The following is a 15,262-nucleotide window of genomic DNA, read 5'->3' as shown; positions in this document are numbered from 1 at the left end:
TTCTTGCCCCCTATACCAATGGACGTGGATTTTTAAGATAATTTGTACGTAAGGCATGCGCGAGCCAATAGGCTAAAGCTCCTACTGTGCCAGTAGGATTATATTCAATATTTTGCGGGAAGGCGCTAGCACCAGTCACAAAGAGATTATGGACATCCCAATGCTGTAAATAGCGGTTTAAAACCGATTTTTTTGGATCTGTTCCCATAATTGCACCACCAACTGTATGGGTTGATTGATAGGGGCGCACATCATAGGGCTGACCAATTTCCATTTGTGATGTTTCAATTTGGTCTGCACCAATTGCATGAGCAATTTTGTCCATTTGCCGTGCCATGAATTGGGCCATTAAAATATCATTATCATGCCAATTAAAGGTCATGCGCATCAATGGGCGGCCATATTTATCCTTATAGGTTGGATCAAGATCAAGATAGCTATCGCGATAGCTCATATTGGTACCGTGATGGCCAATACCCATGCTGTGGCCATACCAATCTCCCATAGCTTTCTTCCAACCCGCACCCCATGCAGGGGTGCCTTTGGGTAGGCTAGTAGAATGGATTGGCTGACCGTTGGTTTGTGATGAACTAATATAGCTGCCGCCAATAAAGCCTTCTTTGGCAAAGTCGATATTTGCTGTACCAAAGTCATCAATCACCGCACCATTAGCACCATGGCCGATAAACGGGTTAAAAACTTTGTCTTTAAAAAATAATTTGCTGCCACCGCCAGTGGTTTGATAAGCGTAATTTTTACCAACAACGCCTTCACCCGTTTCGGGATTATAGGGCGTGCCAATCTCTGAAACCAATAGCATATGGACATTGGTTAATTGGAAACCAGCAAGAATGACTAAATCTGCTGGCTGAAAAACCTCTTCCCCTTGCTCGTTTACATAAGTGACGCCGGTAACCGTTTTACCATCAGCGGCTTTATTAATACGAATAACATCAGATTTTGTACGATATTCAAAATTTTTATATTGCTTGAGTGCTGCAAGGATAGCAAGTTGTGGCGAAGCTTTGGAGTAATTCAAGCAGCCATAGCGTTCACAAAAACCGCAATAATTACACGATCCCATTTGCATGCCATAAGGATTGGTATAAGAACGCGATGCGATCGCCGATGGGAAAGGAAATGGATGAAGCCCGAGCGATTTTGCACCTTGAGTAAACAGGCGGCCATTATAAGTAAGATCAAGCGGTGCCATGGGGTAATCATTGTTTCGTGGGCCTTCAAAGGGATTGCCGCCTTCACGAATTTCACCATTTAAATTACCTGCATAGCCTGAAACTCCGGCTACTTTCTCAAAATAATCATAAAATGGCTCTAATTCTTCATAGCTAACGCCCCAATCTTCAATGGTCATATTATCTGGAATAATATTGCCGAAATTTTCTTGCACATAGGAACGAAGACGTAATTCTTGTGGATGTGCCCGCCAGTTTTGACCATTCCAATGCATGCCTGCACCACCAACGCCATTACCGGGTAAAAATGACCCTAATTGCCGATAGGGTTCTGCTTTATCGGTTAGCGAGCGGCGAATGCTAATTGTCCAATCCGCAGGACGCACCATATTGTCATAACGCAAACCATATTTTAATTCGTCGGCAGGTTTTGGGTAAGCCCATTGTGGTACAGTATCGCGATCTTCACCGCGTTCAAGCGCTAATATTTCTAAGCCTTCTTGCGCAAGTTCAATGCCAAGAATAGCTCCGGTCCAGCCAAGGCCGATAATTACAACGTCTTTTTTTTTCATGGTTATTGTCATGATTTATGCCCTTTCGCCGGAAAGACTTACGGGCCCGAGACGATATTTTACATTGTCCTTTTCTACCCATTCAAGAAAACTTGCTCTTGCGCCTGGAAAACCAATATAGACCCAAGCCGCCATATCATGATTACCGCCATAAATCGGATCAGCTAAATATCCTTCTTTGGTGTTTTGCAATAGAAAGGCAAAAAAATCACTGGAGCGAAACTCGTCAATGGGGACTTCGTCTTTTTCAATACGAGTCAAAGCTTCATCTTGTTGCTCGGCTTTTAAATTTGCAAAAATATCGCCATATTGTTCGCTGCACCAAGTATCAATGCGTGCAATGGCGATGCGATAGGCTTGTGCGGGTGTCGGCTCTGCTTGATAACCGGTATAGCTTGGCGCTTTTGGATCAAAAGGCTCATGGCGATACCAATCTTCGCCTTGTCCCCATGTCGTCATCATCTGCTTATCAATGAAAATAGGGACATGGGCCTCTATTGCACCTGGCCCTGCGCCATCAGATGGGATGATTCTCGCCGTTGCGGCTTTAATAAAAGCCCATTCTTGGGCATTAAAAAACACCCGTTGATAGGTATCAATTGGTAAAGGCTGAGCTATCGCTGCCATTTGGTTCGCACATAGACCAAGGGCTGCACAGGCGCCAGCACCTAATAACAGGCCTCGCCTTGTAATATGCCCTGTTTTCGACAATAGGTTAGGATTTTTCATATAAAGATGTCCCTCCACACAAACATTGAATTATTTTAATTATAAACTGTTTGAAGAAGAAACGTATTGAACCTTTAGTGATAATCTTGAACTATCTTTTCAAGATTTATGGCGCTTTTAGCAATGGATATTTATTGTTATTATTTAGTCTAATATGGTATGGCAGCTTACAATATAAGAATCTAAAGCAAAGCCTAAAATAGAGCCAGAAGAACTCGATAATAATCATGATGATTGGAATAAGGACCCATCAATGTAGAATGTTATCATGCAAAATTTGGTTCTTAAAAACGTTCGCTAATCACTTAACCGTTTTTACGCCTATGACGGTCAAGATAATCCTACCTTTTAGGAGGAGGTGGAATAGGTTTTAGTACATCAGGGTATGGTAGCATAGGTTCTTTAGTTGCAACCCTATCATCAATCAACAAAAAAGATGGTGATAATTTGGGGCATTTTTTTAGATGATTTAGCTACTGCTATATTGATGGTAAATTGCTCAAACAAGATGGTCTTTATACCTTAATAGAAGGTGGCCAACCTTTAGAATTATATCAAGGGCATGGGTTACTTGTTTTTATTGCTTCTGATGGTCTATGGGTTACAATGTTAAAAGAAAGTAAAGGAAAAGCCACAACATTTTTTAAAGTAGAATGGGTTAAAAATGGATTGGAAAAATTTTATTTTATGTAATGGGGTGGATGATATTTTAGTATCTGGTCCTACAGAAGTGGATGATCATGGCTATTATAATTTAACATGTTATTATGATGCATTTTTTATAAAAACTGCAAACAAAATTTTACGATTTAAATTAGAGGATAACTGGGAATATAATATCGGTTTTATAGAGAAAATAACTCCCTATTGGTTAACTGAATATGATCATACAATTTTTTCAAAAAAAAATATCGATCCAACTGGCTATATTTCTATATACAGAAATTTTTTTAGAACAAAATCTAAAATAAATATTATTGATATAAAACATATTAATAATAATGGTGATTGTATTATATTTAAATATAGAATAAATAATTCTAAGGTTTGTGAATCTATAATATCTTCTAACGTAATTATAGGTATTTTATTTGGAAAAGAACTTGAGTAAATAAAATTAATATTATTTATATCAAAGTTTTATAATCGTAATTGTTTTTTTTAAATTTGTATATCTTGTGAGGTATAAAATGGATTGGAAAAATTATATTATAAATAATGGAATACAAGACATATTAATACCATGTATTGTAAAAAAAGAGAGTGATAATTTAAAATTTTTACCTATAAATGAATTTTTTTTTGTGAAGAGTTCAGATAAGATATTAAGGTTTACATTAGACGAAAATTGGAATTTTACCATAGATTATTTCGAACAGATAGCCCCTAATTGGTCTGATAATAGCAATAAAAATAATAAATTTGGATATAGTTCCATATACGAACAATTTTTTAAAGTAAATTATGAAATAAATATCGTTGATATTTTTTTTAATGAAAAAAGTAGGAATAAAATTATATTTAAATATAATTTTTATACATCCTCTGTATATGATGCAATTATAAGAATTGATGAGGGTGGTGGAATAATATTTGGTTAAGATATTTTATAGGCATTAGTAAATTATATAATGCCAATTGGATGCCTCTAAAAGTGGAGGATAATAAAGTCAAATTGCCAGTTACCGTGCGGTATTTAAAGGAAATAAAATGCTAGATTATATTTTTGCTATTAGAAGCCCGATCTTACCGGTCGGAACATGGTTGTTATCGCTTTTTATTGGATTGGTATTGGGTTATTTTTTGATGTTTGGTCGAAAAACCCTTTACCGTATTCCTTACCTTTTCCTATTTGGAACCCTTTATTTTTTCTATATGCTACTTAGTTGGTTGGTTACTTATCTTGCTATTACCACAAATATGATTTTGCTGCCGCCCTTAGTAATTTTAGCCTTATTAAGTTTACCGTCATTTTTGCTAGGCTTTTTCTATATGGTTTTAGCTGTAATGCGAGCGCGCGATGGTTTTGGTAGTAAACGGGCAGCGTGGCTAAGCATTGTACCACTTCTTAATTTGGGGCTTTTTATTGTTACCCTTGATGATGATAAAAATGACCCAGAACCGCCAATTGCGCGCGATCCAATTTGGACAGCAAAGTTTATGAATGGGGCAGTTGGTATTGTCTTAGGTACGATTATTGCATTTTTGGCCTTTTGTATCGGTATGCAGATTCTTACTTTGCCCGCTATGGCAGTTCGTGCAACGCTTGGCTATTAGTATTTATATGGTAAAGGCGTGCTTATAATGGAAAAACATTGGTCAAAAACACAGCTTTTGCATGAAGTTGTTACCAATCCCAATATTATCATTAAAGGCACTCACAGCTATTATAGTGATTGCTGGGATAGCGGCTTTGAAAGTTATTGTGTACGTTATTTGCAAGGTGATGCAATTAGCCGGGAATGGAATAATAATTGGGAAATTGATAAGCTTTATATTGGCGATTACGTCTGCATAGCGGCTGAAGTTATTATTTTAATGGGTGGTAATCACACCCATCGTGCAGATTGGTTTTGTCTTTATCCTTTTGCTGACTTTATTGATGAAGCCTATGAACGCAAGGGTGATACTATTATTGAAGATGGGGCATGGCTTGGTATGCGATCTATTCTTTTACCTGGTGTCAAAATTGGTGAGGGAGCCATCATCGCAGCCAATAGCGTTGTCACTAAAAATGTTGAGCCCTATAGCATTGTTGCGGGTAGCCCAGCAAAATTGGTTAAGCATCGTTTTACATCGGAGGTGATTAATGATCTTTTGGCATTGAAAATTTATGATTGGCCAGAAGATAAATTTAATGCGGTAAAACGGCAATTATGTGCAAATGATATAAATGCTTTAAAAGAAGCTGTTGCAATTTATGATCAAGGCTTATCAAGCACTTAATGTTAATTTAAAAGGCATCTTGCTAGTATCCTAACCCTAGCGAGATGCCTTTTAACTCTTAATTATCGATGCGCTTTAATAGATTTTCATGCAAGGTTTGTGCAAGGCTTGCATAATCTTCATCAAAATGGTGGCCGCCTTTTAGTTCAATGCGTTGCATTGAGCCAAGATCCTTGCTTGCACAAGCCGTATCATCTTCTTCATCACCATAGATGCAAATAGTTTTATCCATTGGCATTTTTTGCAGCGCTGGCAAAACCGGCATATCTCCTGCTCCGCCAAACCAGCCGTCAATTGATACTTGAAAGTCAGCACTCATTGAAACGCCCATTAAAGCTATCATTTTGATGCGATTAGCGGTTTTGCTATCCAGTAAAGGCCACGCAAAAGGTAAAGCATCTGCCCCAAAAGAATAGCCAAAAAGACTAACTGGTAATTTTCCGGTTGGATCGGCTTTTTTTATCATTTGTTCAATATCATGCGCCATTTCTTCGGGTGTTTTTTTAGCCCAAAAATAGCGTAAGGAGTCAACACCAACGACATGAACATCATGGTTTTGCATCCAATCGCCAATTTGCATATCAATATCACGCCAACCGCCATCACCAGAAAAGAAAATCACTACAGCTTTGGGTGCCTGTTTCGACGGTAAGTCAACTACCGGTAATGCATTGTCGCTATTATCGCGAATTGCAAAAGCAAGCGCTGTGTCGGCGGCTTGTTTTATGCGTTGGGCATCATTGCTGACATGGGCAAGAACGGCTACATCACCGCTTTCGCCAATTTCAATCGGATTATTATCGATTGGGTTTTTATTGTCGATAATCACGGTTGGAACAGGAATGGAAACATTAAGCCCATATTGGAAGCCATTATCGGTAGTTTTGGTGGCAAGAGCATTCTCAGTACATGAGGGAAGACGGGTATGCGAACCACTACTTGCGTCAATGCTTACCGCACCAGCAAGAGTATTTAATGGCGAGTCTGAAGCTGCCGCATATGTAATGGCGCCACCTTCGCCTAAACCAACAATCACAGGACGGAAATATTGTTCAAGATCAAGTCTTCGTGCCACATCTTTAGCCAAAGCTTCAAGATCGGAAACCAAATAGATGCATTCGCCATCTTCGGCATCTAAAGCTTTGCGCCATGCATCAAAGCGTACATTGGCAACAATTAAATTATGATCCAATAAAGATTTTTGTAAAGCTTGCTCATTGGCTGAACTATCACCCTTATCTGTAACAAAAATGACAAAGCCGCGTGGATCACCTTTTGGTATAAAAACTGGTATATTTTGCAGTCTTTCGCCTTCTGCATAAGCAATCGGGGCGTTATCACCTTTCCAACCTGCTAAAAGACGCATTATTTTACCCTGATGCATAAAGCCATAAATGACTGCGCCCGCTATCAAGGCAACCACTATAATCATCAATGACGTGAATTTTTTTTTTCTTCTGGTCATTTACGTATAAACTCCAACGGGTTGCCGTTAATCAAGGTTGTAACATCAAAAAGAACTTTTGCCGTATCAAGACCGCCAGGGCAAATAAGATAATAAGGTGTCCAAACCGGATCAAACTTATCCTTAAAGGCTTTCAAACCATCAAAATGATAAAGATCACGGCCACGATTATAAATAAATGATCCAATGCGCTGCCAACGCGAGGCTAGACGATTGGTTGAAAGACCAGATAAGGGAGCTGCCCCAAGATTAAACCATTTAAAGCCACTTTCTTTGCCGTAAAGTAACAAATTGGCAAAAAGGGCCTCCATTAAAATATTCGAAATATTGGCATAATAGCGCATCATATCAATAGTAATTTCATTTTTATGGGCGCTTTGCCAAATATTGGCGAAAGCCACAATTTTATCGTCCTTTTTCATAACCGCAACATCAAAACGGCATAAAAATTCATCATTGAAATTACCAATAGAAAAATGTTTTTCTGCACCTGACTTTTTGGCAAGCCAACTATTCGAAACATCACGCAATTCATCTAAATGAAGATTTACATCCTTTGCCGGAATGATTTCAAATTTCAATCCATCACGCTCGGCTTTACGATAAGCATAGCGGAAAGGTTGCCGCTTTGCTCCCTCAAGGGTGAAGTTTTCAAGCGCAACACGCGCCGTTTCACCAAGTTTTAAAACACTAAGCCCCATATCAAGATAAAGCGGTAGATTTTCAACCCCAACACTATAAAAAACGGTACGGAGCGCAGCGCCATCAGCTTTTTTATGAAAATCCCAGGCGAGTGATTTTAATGTATCACCATTAGTACTTACCGGTTCACCAAGAGCAATGAGGCTGCCGCCTGAGCGATCAAACATAATGAAACCATCTTGATTTTCAGAGATTAAAAATTGTTTGTCACCTAATAACGCCAAAGCTGTATCAGACATTGGTGATGATTGAACAAGTGAGGGTATAATATCAGGAATTTGATAATTATGATGATTGTCTTTACGTGATGATCGATGAATAATATTATAAAGGGCAATAATAAAAATGCCGGCCAAAATCACGAGACTAGCGCGCAAAAAACGCGGTGCATTGGCGTTCCATGCGAAATCCCACCAAAGGTTATTGGAATATTCAACATGGCGATAAACAAAAAAACCAAGCCAAAGCGCCGCACCTATACAGGTAATAACACTGGTAAGCCAACCCCAGCTGATTGAAAAACTACTATCTAATGGCCGGCGATAAAAGGAATGGCGAAATTGCCATAAAAGCCAAGCAAATACGCAAAGAATAAGCGCCTCTTCAAAATCCAAGCCTTTGGTTAAACAAAATACTGCGCCAGCAGCTAAAAGGCACATGGTAACCAACCAAGCATTGGCAAGACGTTTGGCAAGACCATAAGAAACAATAAGCAAGATAATAGCGACAAGACTTGCAGCAAGATTTGACGTCTCAATAAAAATCATCGGCAATATATCGGATAACACATCCAGTCTTATTTTTCGCCCCGGTGTCACCACAGAAATAAGCATGACAACGCCTGCTAAAAAGGTAAGAGCTGCTGATAATATTGGAATGAAAGGCTCAATAATTCTTGCAACCAAGGCAGCTTTACTGGTCATTTTTTTGCGTTGGCGTATTATTTCCCATAATGCCACACCAAAAGCCGCAAGGATTAAAGGTAGTACGGTATAAACAAGCCGATAAAGCACAAGAGCGGCTAAAACTTCGCCATCACTTGGCATGCCAAGGCCAGCAATAATGATTGCTTCAAATGCACCAAGGCCTCCTGGGGAATGGCTAAAAACACCAATAACCACGGCCAAGGCATAAATGACAGTAAAAGCGGCAAAGCCGATATTTAAATCTGCCGGCATAAAAATATAAAGCGTTGCGGCCGCACCAATTAAATCAATTAGTCCTGCAATCATTTGAAAAATGGCATTTTTGGCATCAGGCAAGGGCAGCGATAACGACTTTATTCTTAATACACGTGCGCCTTTACGTAGCCAAAATAACAGTGCGGCGAGCACAATGAGCAATAAAATGCCGATTGGACGTTCTAAACCCGACATAAAGGCAAGTAGGTGGGGGAAACCAATCGGATCAAGAATTAAGGCAAAAGCTAAAATGACCATGAGCGCTAGCCACATGGAAATCCAAGACATGCTAGTAATACGGGTAATATCAGCGATATTGATTTTTTCCTGCGCATAAAGACGGTAGCGCAAGGCACCACCAGTCACAAAGGAAAAGCCAAGGGCATTGGATACTGCATAGCCTGCTGCACTGGTGACAGCTGCAAGCGGTAAAGGGATTTTCCCCGGTGCAATAATATGGACAGCAATCACGTCATAAAGAGCAATGCCACAATAGCTTATGATCATAAATAAAATAGCAAGCATAATATTTTTGCTATCAATATTATGCAACGCATTCCACGTTTCATGGCGCGGGGTTGATGAAGCAAGATGCCAAAAAGCGTAAAGAGAAATAAAGGCAATAGCTATTCCTGCCAAAAGCCCAAAATAACGCTTTAATCGGCGGTATTGGCTAAAAGAAGCTTTATTTTTATGGTTGTCATCGTCTTTGCTAAATGGTGTAGCGGTATTATTTGTCATTATGAAATATCCAAGGGCTTAAGCTTATCTATTTCCTTATTGAATCGCACGGCAAAGTTATGGCGGTTTAGGCTAATGTGAAATCATATTGTCGTGAATATAGCCGCTTATAATAATTAGTTTTGTCAATAGTGGTGTAAATATGAGCACCTCACAATTAATAGGTCATTTTTTTGAAGTAAAAATAATAAAAGGCCCACACCTTTATGGTGCGGGCCTAGCGGGGGCGCTTTACTTGTTGTAATTATCAGCCATAAGCAACATTCATACTTGCTTGTACGAAGATTTCTTCATTAGCGCCATTATTATAAACATTATAGATAACGCCAGATTCAGCTGTATAATTGCTTTCACTTAAGTGCCAGTTAGATGCAAGCTGTACAGTGTCATTGCCATCACCTGTGATGTGCAAGCTGTCATTATCATAGCCAGAACTTTGAATATCCGAACCGATTTTCAAGGTATTGGCACGACCACCAGTTAGGCTAATGCCAGTGATTGCACTTTCATCAGCACTGGTAAATAGGCTATCAAAGTTGATAACACGGCCAGCACTATCAAGATTAACTGTCAAGTTAATGTCATCATGGCCTGCTTCCGCATTATAATCATTGATAAGCTGGGTTAGCCAATCAATGCTAGAAACTGAAGCGCGATAACCAATATTAGCTTGAATTTCTTCAAGATTGGTTGAGGCAAGCTCACCACTTTGCTGAAGGTCGGTTAACCAGTTGCGATAGTCTAGTTGGAAAGACCAGTTATAATTGGAGTTTAACACCAAAACATCATAACCATCGCCAGCGTCAATAGTAAGGCCACCAACATTCACGCCATCATCGAGAATAATAGTATCATTACCTGCGCCAGTATCTACATAATTGTGGCTTGAGCGATCGGCTTCAGCACCATCTTTAATATGAACAACATCATCGCCATCACCAGTTGAGATACGGTTTACGCCGCCGTTTTTGGCCGAAAGTTTGTCGCCAATAATGATGTGGTCATCGCCTTCACCAGTGGTAATTTCATTGGTACCACTTTTAGCCTTGATACTATCTTTAATGTTTAGCTCTGTTTGACCTTCGGTTGTCAAGCGATTTACACCACCTTTTTCAGCCACAAAGCCTTCAATGTTGATTTCATGGGAGCCATAACCGAGAAGGATTTCATTTAAGCCCTTGCTATCAAGATCGCCTTTAACATTGATGATACTATCACCTTCGCCAGCGATAATACGGTTGGCTGAACCAGAACCAGCTTCAATATCTGAACCAAAAGTTAGGATGTGAGAGCCTTCACCAAAGGTAAAGCGATTTTCGCCGCCCTTGTCTGCTTCAAGACCTTTGCGAATATTGATTTCTTTATCGCCATCGCCACCAGTAATGGTGTTTTTGCCTTGAGCTTTAATTGAACCATTAACTTTCAATATATCATCGCCATTACCTAAATTAATGCCGATTGCAGAATTAGATTTGCTTTCAATATTTTTTTGTACAGTAAGAACATCATCATTATTACTACCATCGAAATATTTTAAGCCATATTTTGTGACGATTTCACGGATAGACTTTGTAAGACCTTTAGCCATGTTAGCAACCTTTCGTTTTCAACTTGAGAAAGTGAATTTGAATTCTCATGCGTAATGTTTAAATCTAAATAAGATAATATTTCGAATGTATATATCTTTCTTTCTACAATTCCATTTGTAGTTTCATAATATATATGTTGTCAATTTAAATATTATTTCAAATATTAGCTTATTCTATTTTTTATTTTTGTTATATTTAATAACATTTATATAATTATTTAATTATGTAATAAATTAAACAATAAATAATATAAAAAATAAAAAAATAAATTTAATAAAATCAATTTGTTATGCCTGCATTAGAATTTAATATAACTAAATTATTATTTTATAAATATAAAATATATTATTTTGTTTTATTATAATTTAATAAAATATAAGGCAAATTGAGCTTGCGTACAAAATAAGTAAGCGGTGGCAAATCTGTTTAGCTATATCCTAATTACTAGATTTTTTTAAAAAAAAATATTTAAAAACAGTATGTTGTGATAAAAAATCTATTTTGTTAATACTTTAATATAAATTAAAATAAAAATGGTATTTCTATTATAATAATAGGATAATATATATAGAATCCACTAATTTTAAAAAACTACACTGATGGATTTCCAAAAAATTCTCAAAATTTAGCTTTTTTTGTACAAAGTGCTATAAATAGATTCATTAACTTTGTAGCGAGTTTTTAAGATAAACTTATAGCTAATGCGGTCATGTTTGATAATATTGCTCTTAATTAAAGGCGCATCTAATGATTTAATGACTATTTGATAGCAAAATTGGTAGATATCGCCGCTTGTGAGCTATCCTCACCAATCACCAAGCAATAAATTAGCACCAACTTAGCTCGTTAAGGAAATTAAAACTTTCAGTCCGGGGGGCTTAAAAATGATATATAAGCAAAGTACTGCCGCATTTACCGTTAATGATCTATTATCAGGCGCCAGTATGGATGTTTGGCACGCTTACAAAAGGAGCTATTTATGCAAATTGAGCAATTCATGTGTCGTAGTGATAATTTTGGCGTTATTTTGCATGAAGAAAGCAGCGGCAAGACGGCTGCTATTGATGCGCCTGATGCCGATGCTATTTTGGCGGTTTTAAAACAAAAAAATTGGACCCTTGATTATTTATTTATTACCCATCATCATAGCGACCATATTGCTGGCATTGAAAAATTAAAAGCAGCAACGGCGGCTTTGGTCATTGGTCCCAAAGCCGAGCAATCGCAAATAGTCGGGCTTGATAGCGCTATTGCTGAGGGGGATGATTTTAATTTTGGCAATAGCCGTGTCGTGCCACTATCTACGCCTGGCCATACCAGTGGGGCATTATCCTATTATTTGCCATTAGACCAATTATTGTTTACAGGCGACACGTTATTTTCATTGGGCTGTGGTCGTTTGTTTGAAGGTTCTCCTAGTCAAATGCATGCATCGCTACAAAAATTAGCACAACTACCCGATGAAACACATATTTATTGTGGTCATGAATATACTCAATCTAATGGACGTTTTGCCATGTCAATTGATGGTAGCAATAATGCTTTACAGCAACGCATGGTTATAGTTGATGCATTGCGCGCCCATAATTTGCCAACATTACCAACCACAATTGGTCAAGAAAAGGCAACCAATCCATTCTTGCGCTGTGATGACAATAAGATTCGTGCTAATCTTGATCTTGTTGGGGCTGATGATATTACAGTATTTACAAAAATTCGCATGTTAAAGGACAATTTTAAATGAAAATAAAAAGAGGGATTCTCTTTATTTTGGGATTAATCATAGTGCCAACATTAAGTTTTGCACAAAATGCACCCAAAGGCGATGATACGTCATTTGCTCTTATTCGTGAAGAAAACGCCAAAGAAGTTGCCACCTATCCATTAAATGAAGATTTTTTAAGCAGAATGGAAAAAGTGCGAACGGAATTTCAATCATTACCGCTTGAATCAAATCCTCCTGGCACAGGTGATGATGATACGTCCATTGATGGCATGACGCAGGCGATTAGCGGTCGCCCTGAATTGATGACGCTGTTGCGCAAATATTCTATCTCTGCTCATGATTATGTCGTAGGCTCAATGGCATTGTCGGCGGCTTTATCGGCAGCATCAGCGCAAGGCGAAGAGCAATTTTTTGACGAAAGCCTTTCGGTTTCCGAAAATAATTTGAACTTTGGCCGTAGATATATTGATCGTATTCGCGCTGTGTTGGCTGATTGACATAAGTGTTTTTAAAAGCATTTCAATAAAGGGTCAAACATTGCGTTTGGCCCTTTTTGTTATTGTTAATGGCTGCTTTTTCTGTAGCTAACAGAAAAATCATCGATTTAATAATGGTGAGCTGCAAAAATGACTGAAAATAAAGATCAAATTCAACTTGTACGTGCAAAAGTTTTTGACATTTTAGAAAAACACGATTCTTTTAATTCTAATAGCGTGCCTGTCATTATTTTTGAAAATCCAACGGGGTGGGGTGAACCCTATCTCACTTTTGACCAAGACACTTACACGTTAATATTTGAAGAGCGTGGCAAAGAAATTAACCGTATTGAGAATTTAACATTTGACGGTGTCGTAAAATTTTATATTTTTTCGGCTTGCCAACATTTTGGTAGCAATTATGAACTAAATAATCGTCGCAATGTAAATGATTATTCGCGTTGGAATTGGATGAAGCCAGCAATTGACGCAATGATGGCAGTTGATGAAGATTTTGGTGAATATGCAATCATATATTATCAAGAGGTACTATTTCGTTCACCACTTTCTAAAGATGAAATTGCCAATAGCTGGTCTGAAATACCGCAATGAGCAGTAGAGTAAACCTTTTATCCAGATTTTGTATTATCTTGCAATACAGAGGAAAGTAAAATGGTAGAAGTTAAAGACAAAATTGCTAAGATAAGGGATGCGGTCAATGATATTTTAATCGCACACAATTTACCAAAGCTTTATTATGATACGGTTCCTGAAGCTCCACAAGGTGATGGTACTCCCTATTTAACCTATGCTGGTGACGTTTTTACAATTCTTTATGAAGAGCGTGGCAAAGAATGTGGACGCATTGAAAATTTAAGCTTTGATGAAGTTATACGCTTTTATATTTTTGAATCAGTAATCCAATTTGGTCGCGATTATGAGCAAAATAATCGCCAAGATGGGAGCTGCCATTCACGCTGGAACTGGATGAAACCAACAATTGAGGTGATGGCGCAGGTAAGTGAGGACTATGGCAAATATGCCTATGATCATTATATACGTTTTTTAAGACATTCACGCCTTACTAAAGATGAAGTCGCTAATAGTTGGTTTGATATTCCGAAAGTTTTGTTAAGGCATTGAAAAAATGGTTGTATGCTGTATATGGAACCAAAGAGAAATATTGAAGATTTTACAAATAATTGCCTATAGTAGAAGTCTATTTAGCTTTCATCTTCATCATCGCAGTCGGTATTCATCAAATATATATGGTTGGCACCATTGATGCACCAGTATTTTTGATCCAATGGTAATAAATCTTCAGGATATTTTGTCGAAAAACTAAAAAACCTTGCTTGCCATCCCTCAGGAGCATAAAGTTCCCAAAAAGGACTATCATCAAAACTATAGCATGCATCAAGTCGTTTTTTATCAAAATCAATATATATGTGTGGAAGTAAATTTTCGATATCCCAATAGCAATTGGTCTTTGAGATTTTGTTTTTAAAAAATTTTTTCATATCATCAATATGAATAATACGGTGCCGAGTTTTTTAAAAAATAAATCAATCGTATCAGTATCAAGAACCATGATACCATATCTATCCTTTGCATCTTCTAAATCAATTGGAATAGCGTACTGAGTGCTTGCCTTAATCCAAGCCATATTCCACTTATTATAGTCCAATATCCAAACCCATCTTTTCATCGAAAAAAGGTGTAGGTTTCCTTTGTAACGGATATAGGCTAAGCGATCATCTTCATCAAATCTCAACACAAATTACTTACCAATTTATCATCTTATAATTTTTAAATGTCATTTTGTATTAGTTTTATTATAAATTTCAGTGTTTTATTCGCCGTTAATAACGAATTTGTGTTTCTGTACAATAAAAAAAATCGAGCACTTCTATTTATCTAATTTAAATTTTGGAATAACAAT

General features: G+C 37.6%; 16 protein-coding genes. 9 read left to right on the top strand and 7 right to left on the bottom strand.

Features of this window, described 5'->3' with window-relative positions; translation table 11 throughout:
* Positions 1-10: 10 nt before the first annotated feature.
* Together H3299_RS11285 and H3299_RS11280 are read right to left on the bottom strand one after the other, a co-directional pair.
* On the bottom strand, positions 11-1,777 hold the full coding sequence (locus H3299_RS11285) for a GMC family oxidoreductase (RefSeq protein WP_182417762.1): 1,767 nt from the start codon (positions 1,775-1,777) through the stop codon (positions 11-13).
* A 3-nt stretch (positions 1,778-1,780) separates the two neighbouring features.
* Positions 1,781-2,494 carry a gluconate 2-dehydrogenase subunit 3 family protein gene (locus H3299_RS11280; protein WP_182417761.1) on the bottom strand — a complete coding sequence of 238 codons (714 nt, stop codon included), beginning with the start codon at positions 2,492-2,494 and terminating at the stop codon, positions 1,781-1,783.
* 495 nt (positions 2,495-2,989) lie between these two features.
* On the opposite strand from H3299_RS11280, the gene H3299_RS11275 reads away from it, so the two are divergent.
* The 5 genes from H3299_RS11275 to H3299_RS11255 all read left to right on the top strand — a co-directional run bounded on the left by H3299_RS11275 (position 2,990) and on the right by H3299_RS11255 (position 5,440).
* Positions 2,990-3,187: a hypothetical protein gene (locus H3299_RS11275; RefSeq protein ID WP_182417760.1), complete on the top strand. Its 198-nt coding sequence runs from the start codon at positions 2,990-2,992 to the stop codon at positions 3,185-3,187.
* Positions 3,159-3,605 (top strand): hypothetical protein, encoded by a 447-nt coding sequence (locus H3299_RS11270; RefSeq protein ID WP_182417759.1) that lies wholly within the window; start codon positions 3,159-3,161, stop codon positions 3,603-3,605. The genes H3299_RS11275 and H3299_RS11270 overlap by 29 nt, the downstream gene beginning before the upstream one ends.
* A 79-nt stretch (positions 3,606-3,684) precedes the next feature.
* Complete coding sequence (locus H3299_RS11265; RefSeq protein WP_182417758.1) at positions 3,685-4,095, top strand: hypothetical protein; 411 nt, start codon at positions 3,685-3,687, stop codon at positions 4,093-4,095.
* 109 nt (positions 4,096-4,204) lie between these two features.
* The gene (locus H3299_RS11260) at positions 4,205-4,771 is read left to right on the top strand and encodes a hypothetical protein (protein ID WP_182417757.1); all 567 of its coding nucleotides are present in this window, start codon (positions 4,205-4,207) and stop codon (positions 4,769-4,771) included.
* Positions 4,772-4,798: 27 nt separating this feature from the next.
* A complete protein-coding gene (locus H3299_RS11255) occupies positions 4,799-5,440 on the top strand; it encodes a CatB-related O-acetyltransferase (protein WP_210276100.1) in 642 nt (213 codons plus the stop codon).
* Positions 5,441-5,498: 58 nt separating this feature from the next.
* Here the strand turns inward: H3299_RS11255 and H3299_RS11250 are convergent, their stop codons facing one another.
* The 3 genes from H3299_RS11250 to H3299_RS11240 form a co-directional block, all read right to left on the bottom strand.
* Positions 5,499-6,905 (bottom strand): virulence factor family protein, encoded by a 1,407-nt coding sequence (locus H3299_RS11250; protein WP_182417756.1) that lies wholly within the window; start codon positions 6,903-6,905, stop codon positions 5,499-5,501.
* A complete protein-coding gene (gene mprF / locus H3299_RS11245; RefSeq protein ID WP_182417755.1) occupies positions 6,902-9,529 on the bottom strand; it encodes a bifunctional lysylphosphatidylglycerol flippase/synthetase MprF in 2,628 nt (875 codons plus the stop codon). Before mprF ends, H3299_RS11250 begins: the two co-directional genes overlap by 4 nt.
* Before the next feature lie 247 nt (positions 9,530-9,776).
* Complete coding sequence (locus tag H3299_RS11240) at positions 9,777-11,117, bottom strand: hypothetical protein (protein ID WP_182417754.1); 1,341 nt, start codon at positions 11,115-11,117, stop codon at positions 9,777-9,779.
* A gap of 980 nt (positions 11,118-12,097) precedes the next feature.
* Here H3299_RS11240 and gloB point away from each other — a divergent pair.
* The 4 genes from gloB (at position 12,098) to H3299_RS11220 (ending at position 14,463) form a co-directional block, all read left to right on the top strand.
* A complete protein-coding gene (gene gloB / locus H3299_RS11235; protein ID WP_182417753.1) occupies positions 12,098-12,862 on the top strand; it encodes a hydroxyacylglutathione hydrolase in 765 nt (254 codons plus the stop codon).
* Positions 12,859-13,341 (top strand): hypothetical protein, encoded by a 483-nt coding sequence (locus H3299_RS11230; RefSeq protein WP_182417752.1) that lies wholly within the window; start codon positions 12,859-12,861, stop codon positions 13,339-13,341. Before gloB ends, H3299_RS11230 begins: the two co-directional genes overlap by 4 nt.
* A 129-nt stretch (positions 13,342-13,470) precedes the next feature.
* The gene (locus H3299_RS11225) at positions 13,471-13,932 is read left to right on the top strand and encodes a hypothetical protein (protein ID WP_182417751.1); all 462 of its coding nucleotides are present in this window, start codon (positions 13,471-13,473) and stop codon (positions 13,930-13,932) included.
* A gap of 60 nt (positions 13,933-13,992) precedes the next feature.
* Positions 13,993-14,463, top strand: coding sequence for an Imm63 family immunity protein (locus H3299_RS11220; RefSeq protein ID WP_182417750.1), 471 nt, complete (start codon positions 13,993-13,995; stop codon positions 14,461-14,463).
* 80 nt (positions 14,464-14,543) lie between these two features.
* Here H3299_RS11220 and H3299_RS11215 read toward each other — a convergent pair whose 3' ends face one another.
* Both H3299_RS11215 and H3299_RS11210 read right to left on the bottom strand, forming a co-directional pair.
* Complete coding sequence (locus tag H3299_RS11215; RefSeq protein WP_182417749.1) at positions 14,544-14,840, bottom strand: hypothetical protein; 297 nt, start codon at positions 14,838-14,840, stop codon at positions 14,544-14,546.
* Positions 14,837-15,097 (bottom strand): hypothetical protein, encoded by a 261-nt coding sequence (locus H3299_RS11210; protein WP_182417748.1) that lies wholly within the window; start codon positions 15,095-15,097, stop codon positions 14,837-14,839. The genes H3299_RS11215 and H3299_RS11210 overlap by 4 nt, the downstream gene beginning before the upstream one ends.
* Between the last annotated feature and the right edge of the window lie 165 nt (positions 15,098-15,262).

Origin of the sequence: Bartonella sp. HY038, from assembly GCF_014117425.1 — a bacterium.
Taxonomy (GTDB): domain Bacteria; phylum Pseudomonadota; class Alphaproteobacteria; order Rhizobiales; family Rhizobiaceae; genus HY038.
This window is presented reverse-complemented; position numbering and strand designations above follow the sequence as displayed.

What these genes read in the sequence shown, in the direction of transcription:
- H3299_RS11285 (WP_182417762.1), bottom strand. Translation starts at nt 1,777, where the DNA reads ATGACAATAACCATGAAAAAAAAAGACGTTGTAATTATCGGCCTTGGC.
- H3299_RS11280 (WP_182417761.1), bottom strand. Translation starts at nt 2,494, where the DNA reads ATGAAAAATCCTAACCTATTGTCGAAAACAGGGCATATTACAAGGCGA.
- H3299_RS11270 (WP_182417759.1), top strand. Translation starts at nt 3,159, where the DNA reads ATGGATTGGAAAAATTTTATTTTATGTAATGGGGTGGATGATATTTTA.
- H3299_RS11265 (WP_182417758.1), top strand. Translation starts at nt 3,685, where the DNA reads ATGGATTGGAAAAATTATATTATAAATAATGGAATACAAGACATATTA.
- H3299_RS11260 (WP_182417757.1), top strand. Translation starts at nt 4,205, where the DNA reads ATGCTAGATTATATTTTTGCTATTAGAAGCCCGATCTTACCGGTCGGA.
- H3299_RS11255 (WP_210276100.1), top strand. Translation starts at nt 4,799, where the DNA reads ATGGAAAAACATTGGTCAAAAACACAGCTTTTGCATGAAGTTGTTACC.
- H3299_RS11250 (WP_182417756.1), bottom strand. Translation starts at nt 6,905, where the DNA reads ATGACCAGAAGAAAAAAAAAATTCACGTCATTGATGATTATAGTGGTT.
- mprF (WP_182417755.1), bottom strand. Translation starts at nt 9,529, where the DNA reads ATGACAAATAATACCGCTACACCATTTAGCAAAGACGATGACAACCAT.
- H3299_RS11240 (WP_182417754.1), bottom strand. Translation starts at nt 11,117, where the DNA reads ATGGCTAAAGGTCTTACAAAGTCTATCCGTGAAATCGTCACAAAATAT.
- gloB (WP_182417753.1), top strand. Translation starts at nt 12,098, where the DNA reads ATGCAAATTGAGCAATTCATGTGTCGTAGTGATAATTTTGGCGTTATT.
- H3299_RS11230 (WP_182417752.1), top strand. Translation starts at nt 12,859, where the DNA reads ATGAAAATAAAAAGAGGGATTCTCTTTATTTTGGGATTAATCATAGTG.
- H3299_RS11225 (WP_182417751.1), top strand. Translation starts at nt 13,471, where the DNA reads ATGACTGAAAATAAAGATCAAATTCAACTTGTACGTGCAAAAGTTTTT.
- H3299_RS11220 (WP_182417750.1), top strand. Translation starts at nt 13,993, where the DNA reads ATGGTAGAAGTTAAAGACAAAATTGCTAAGATAAGGGATGCGGTCAAT.
- H3299_RS11215 (WP_182417749.1), bottom strand. Translation starts at nt 14,840, where the DNA reads ATGAAAAAATTTTTTAAAAACAAAATCTCAAAGACCAATTGCTATTGG.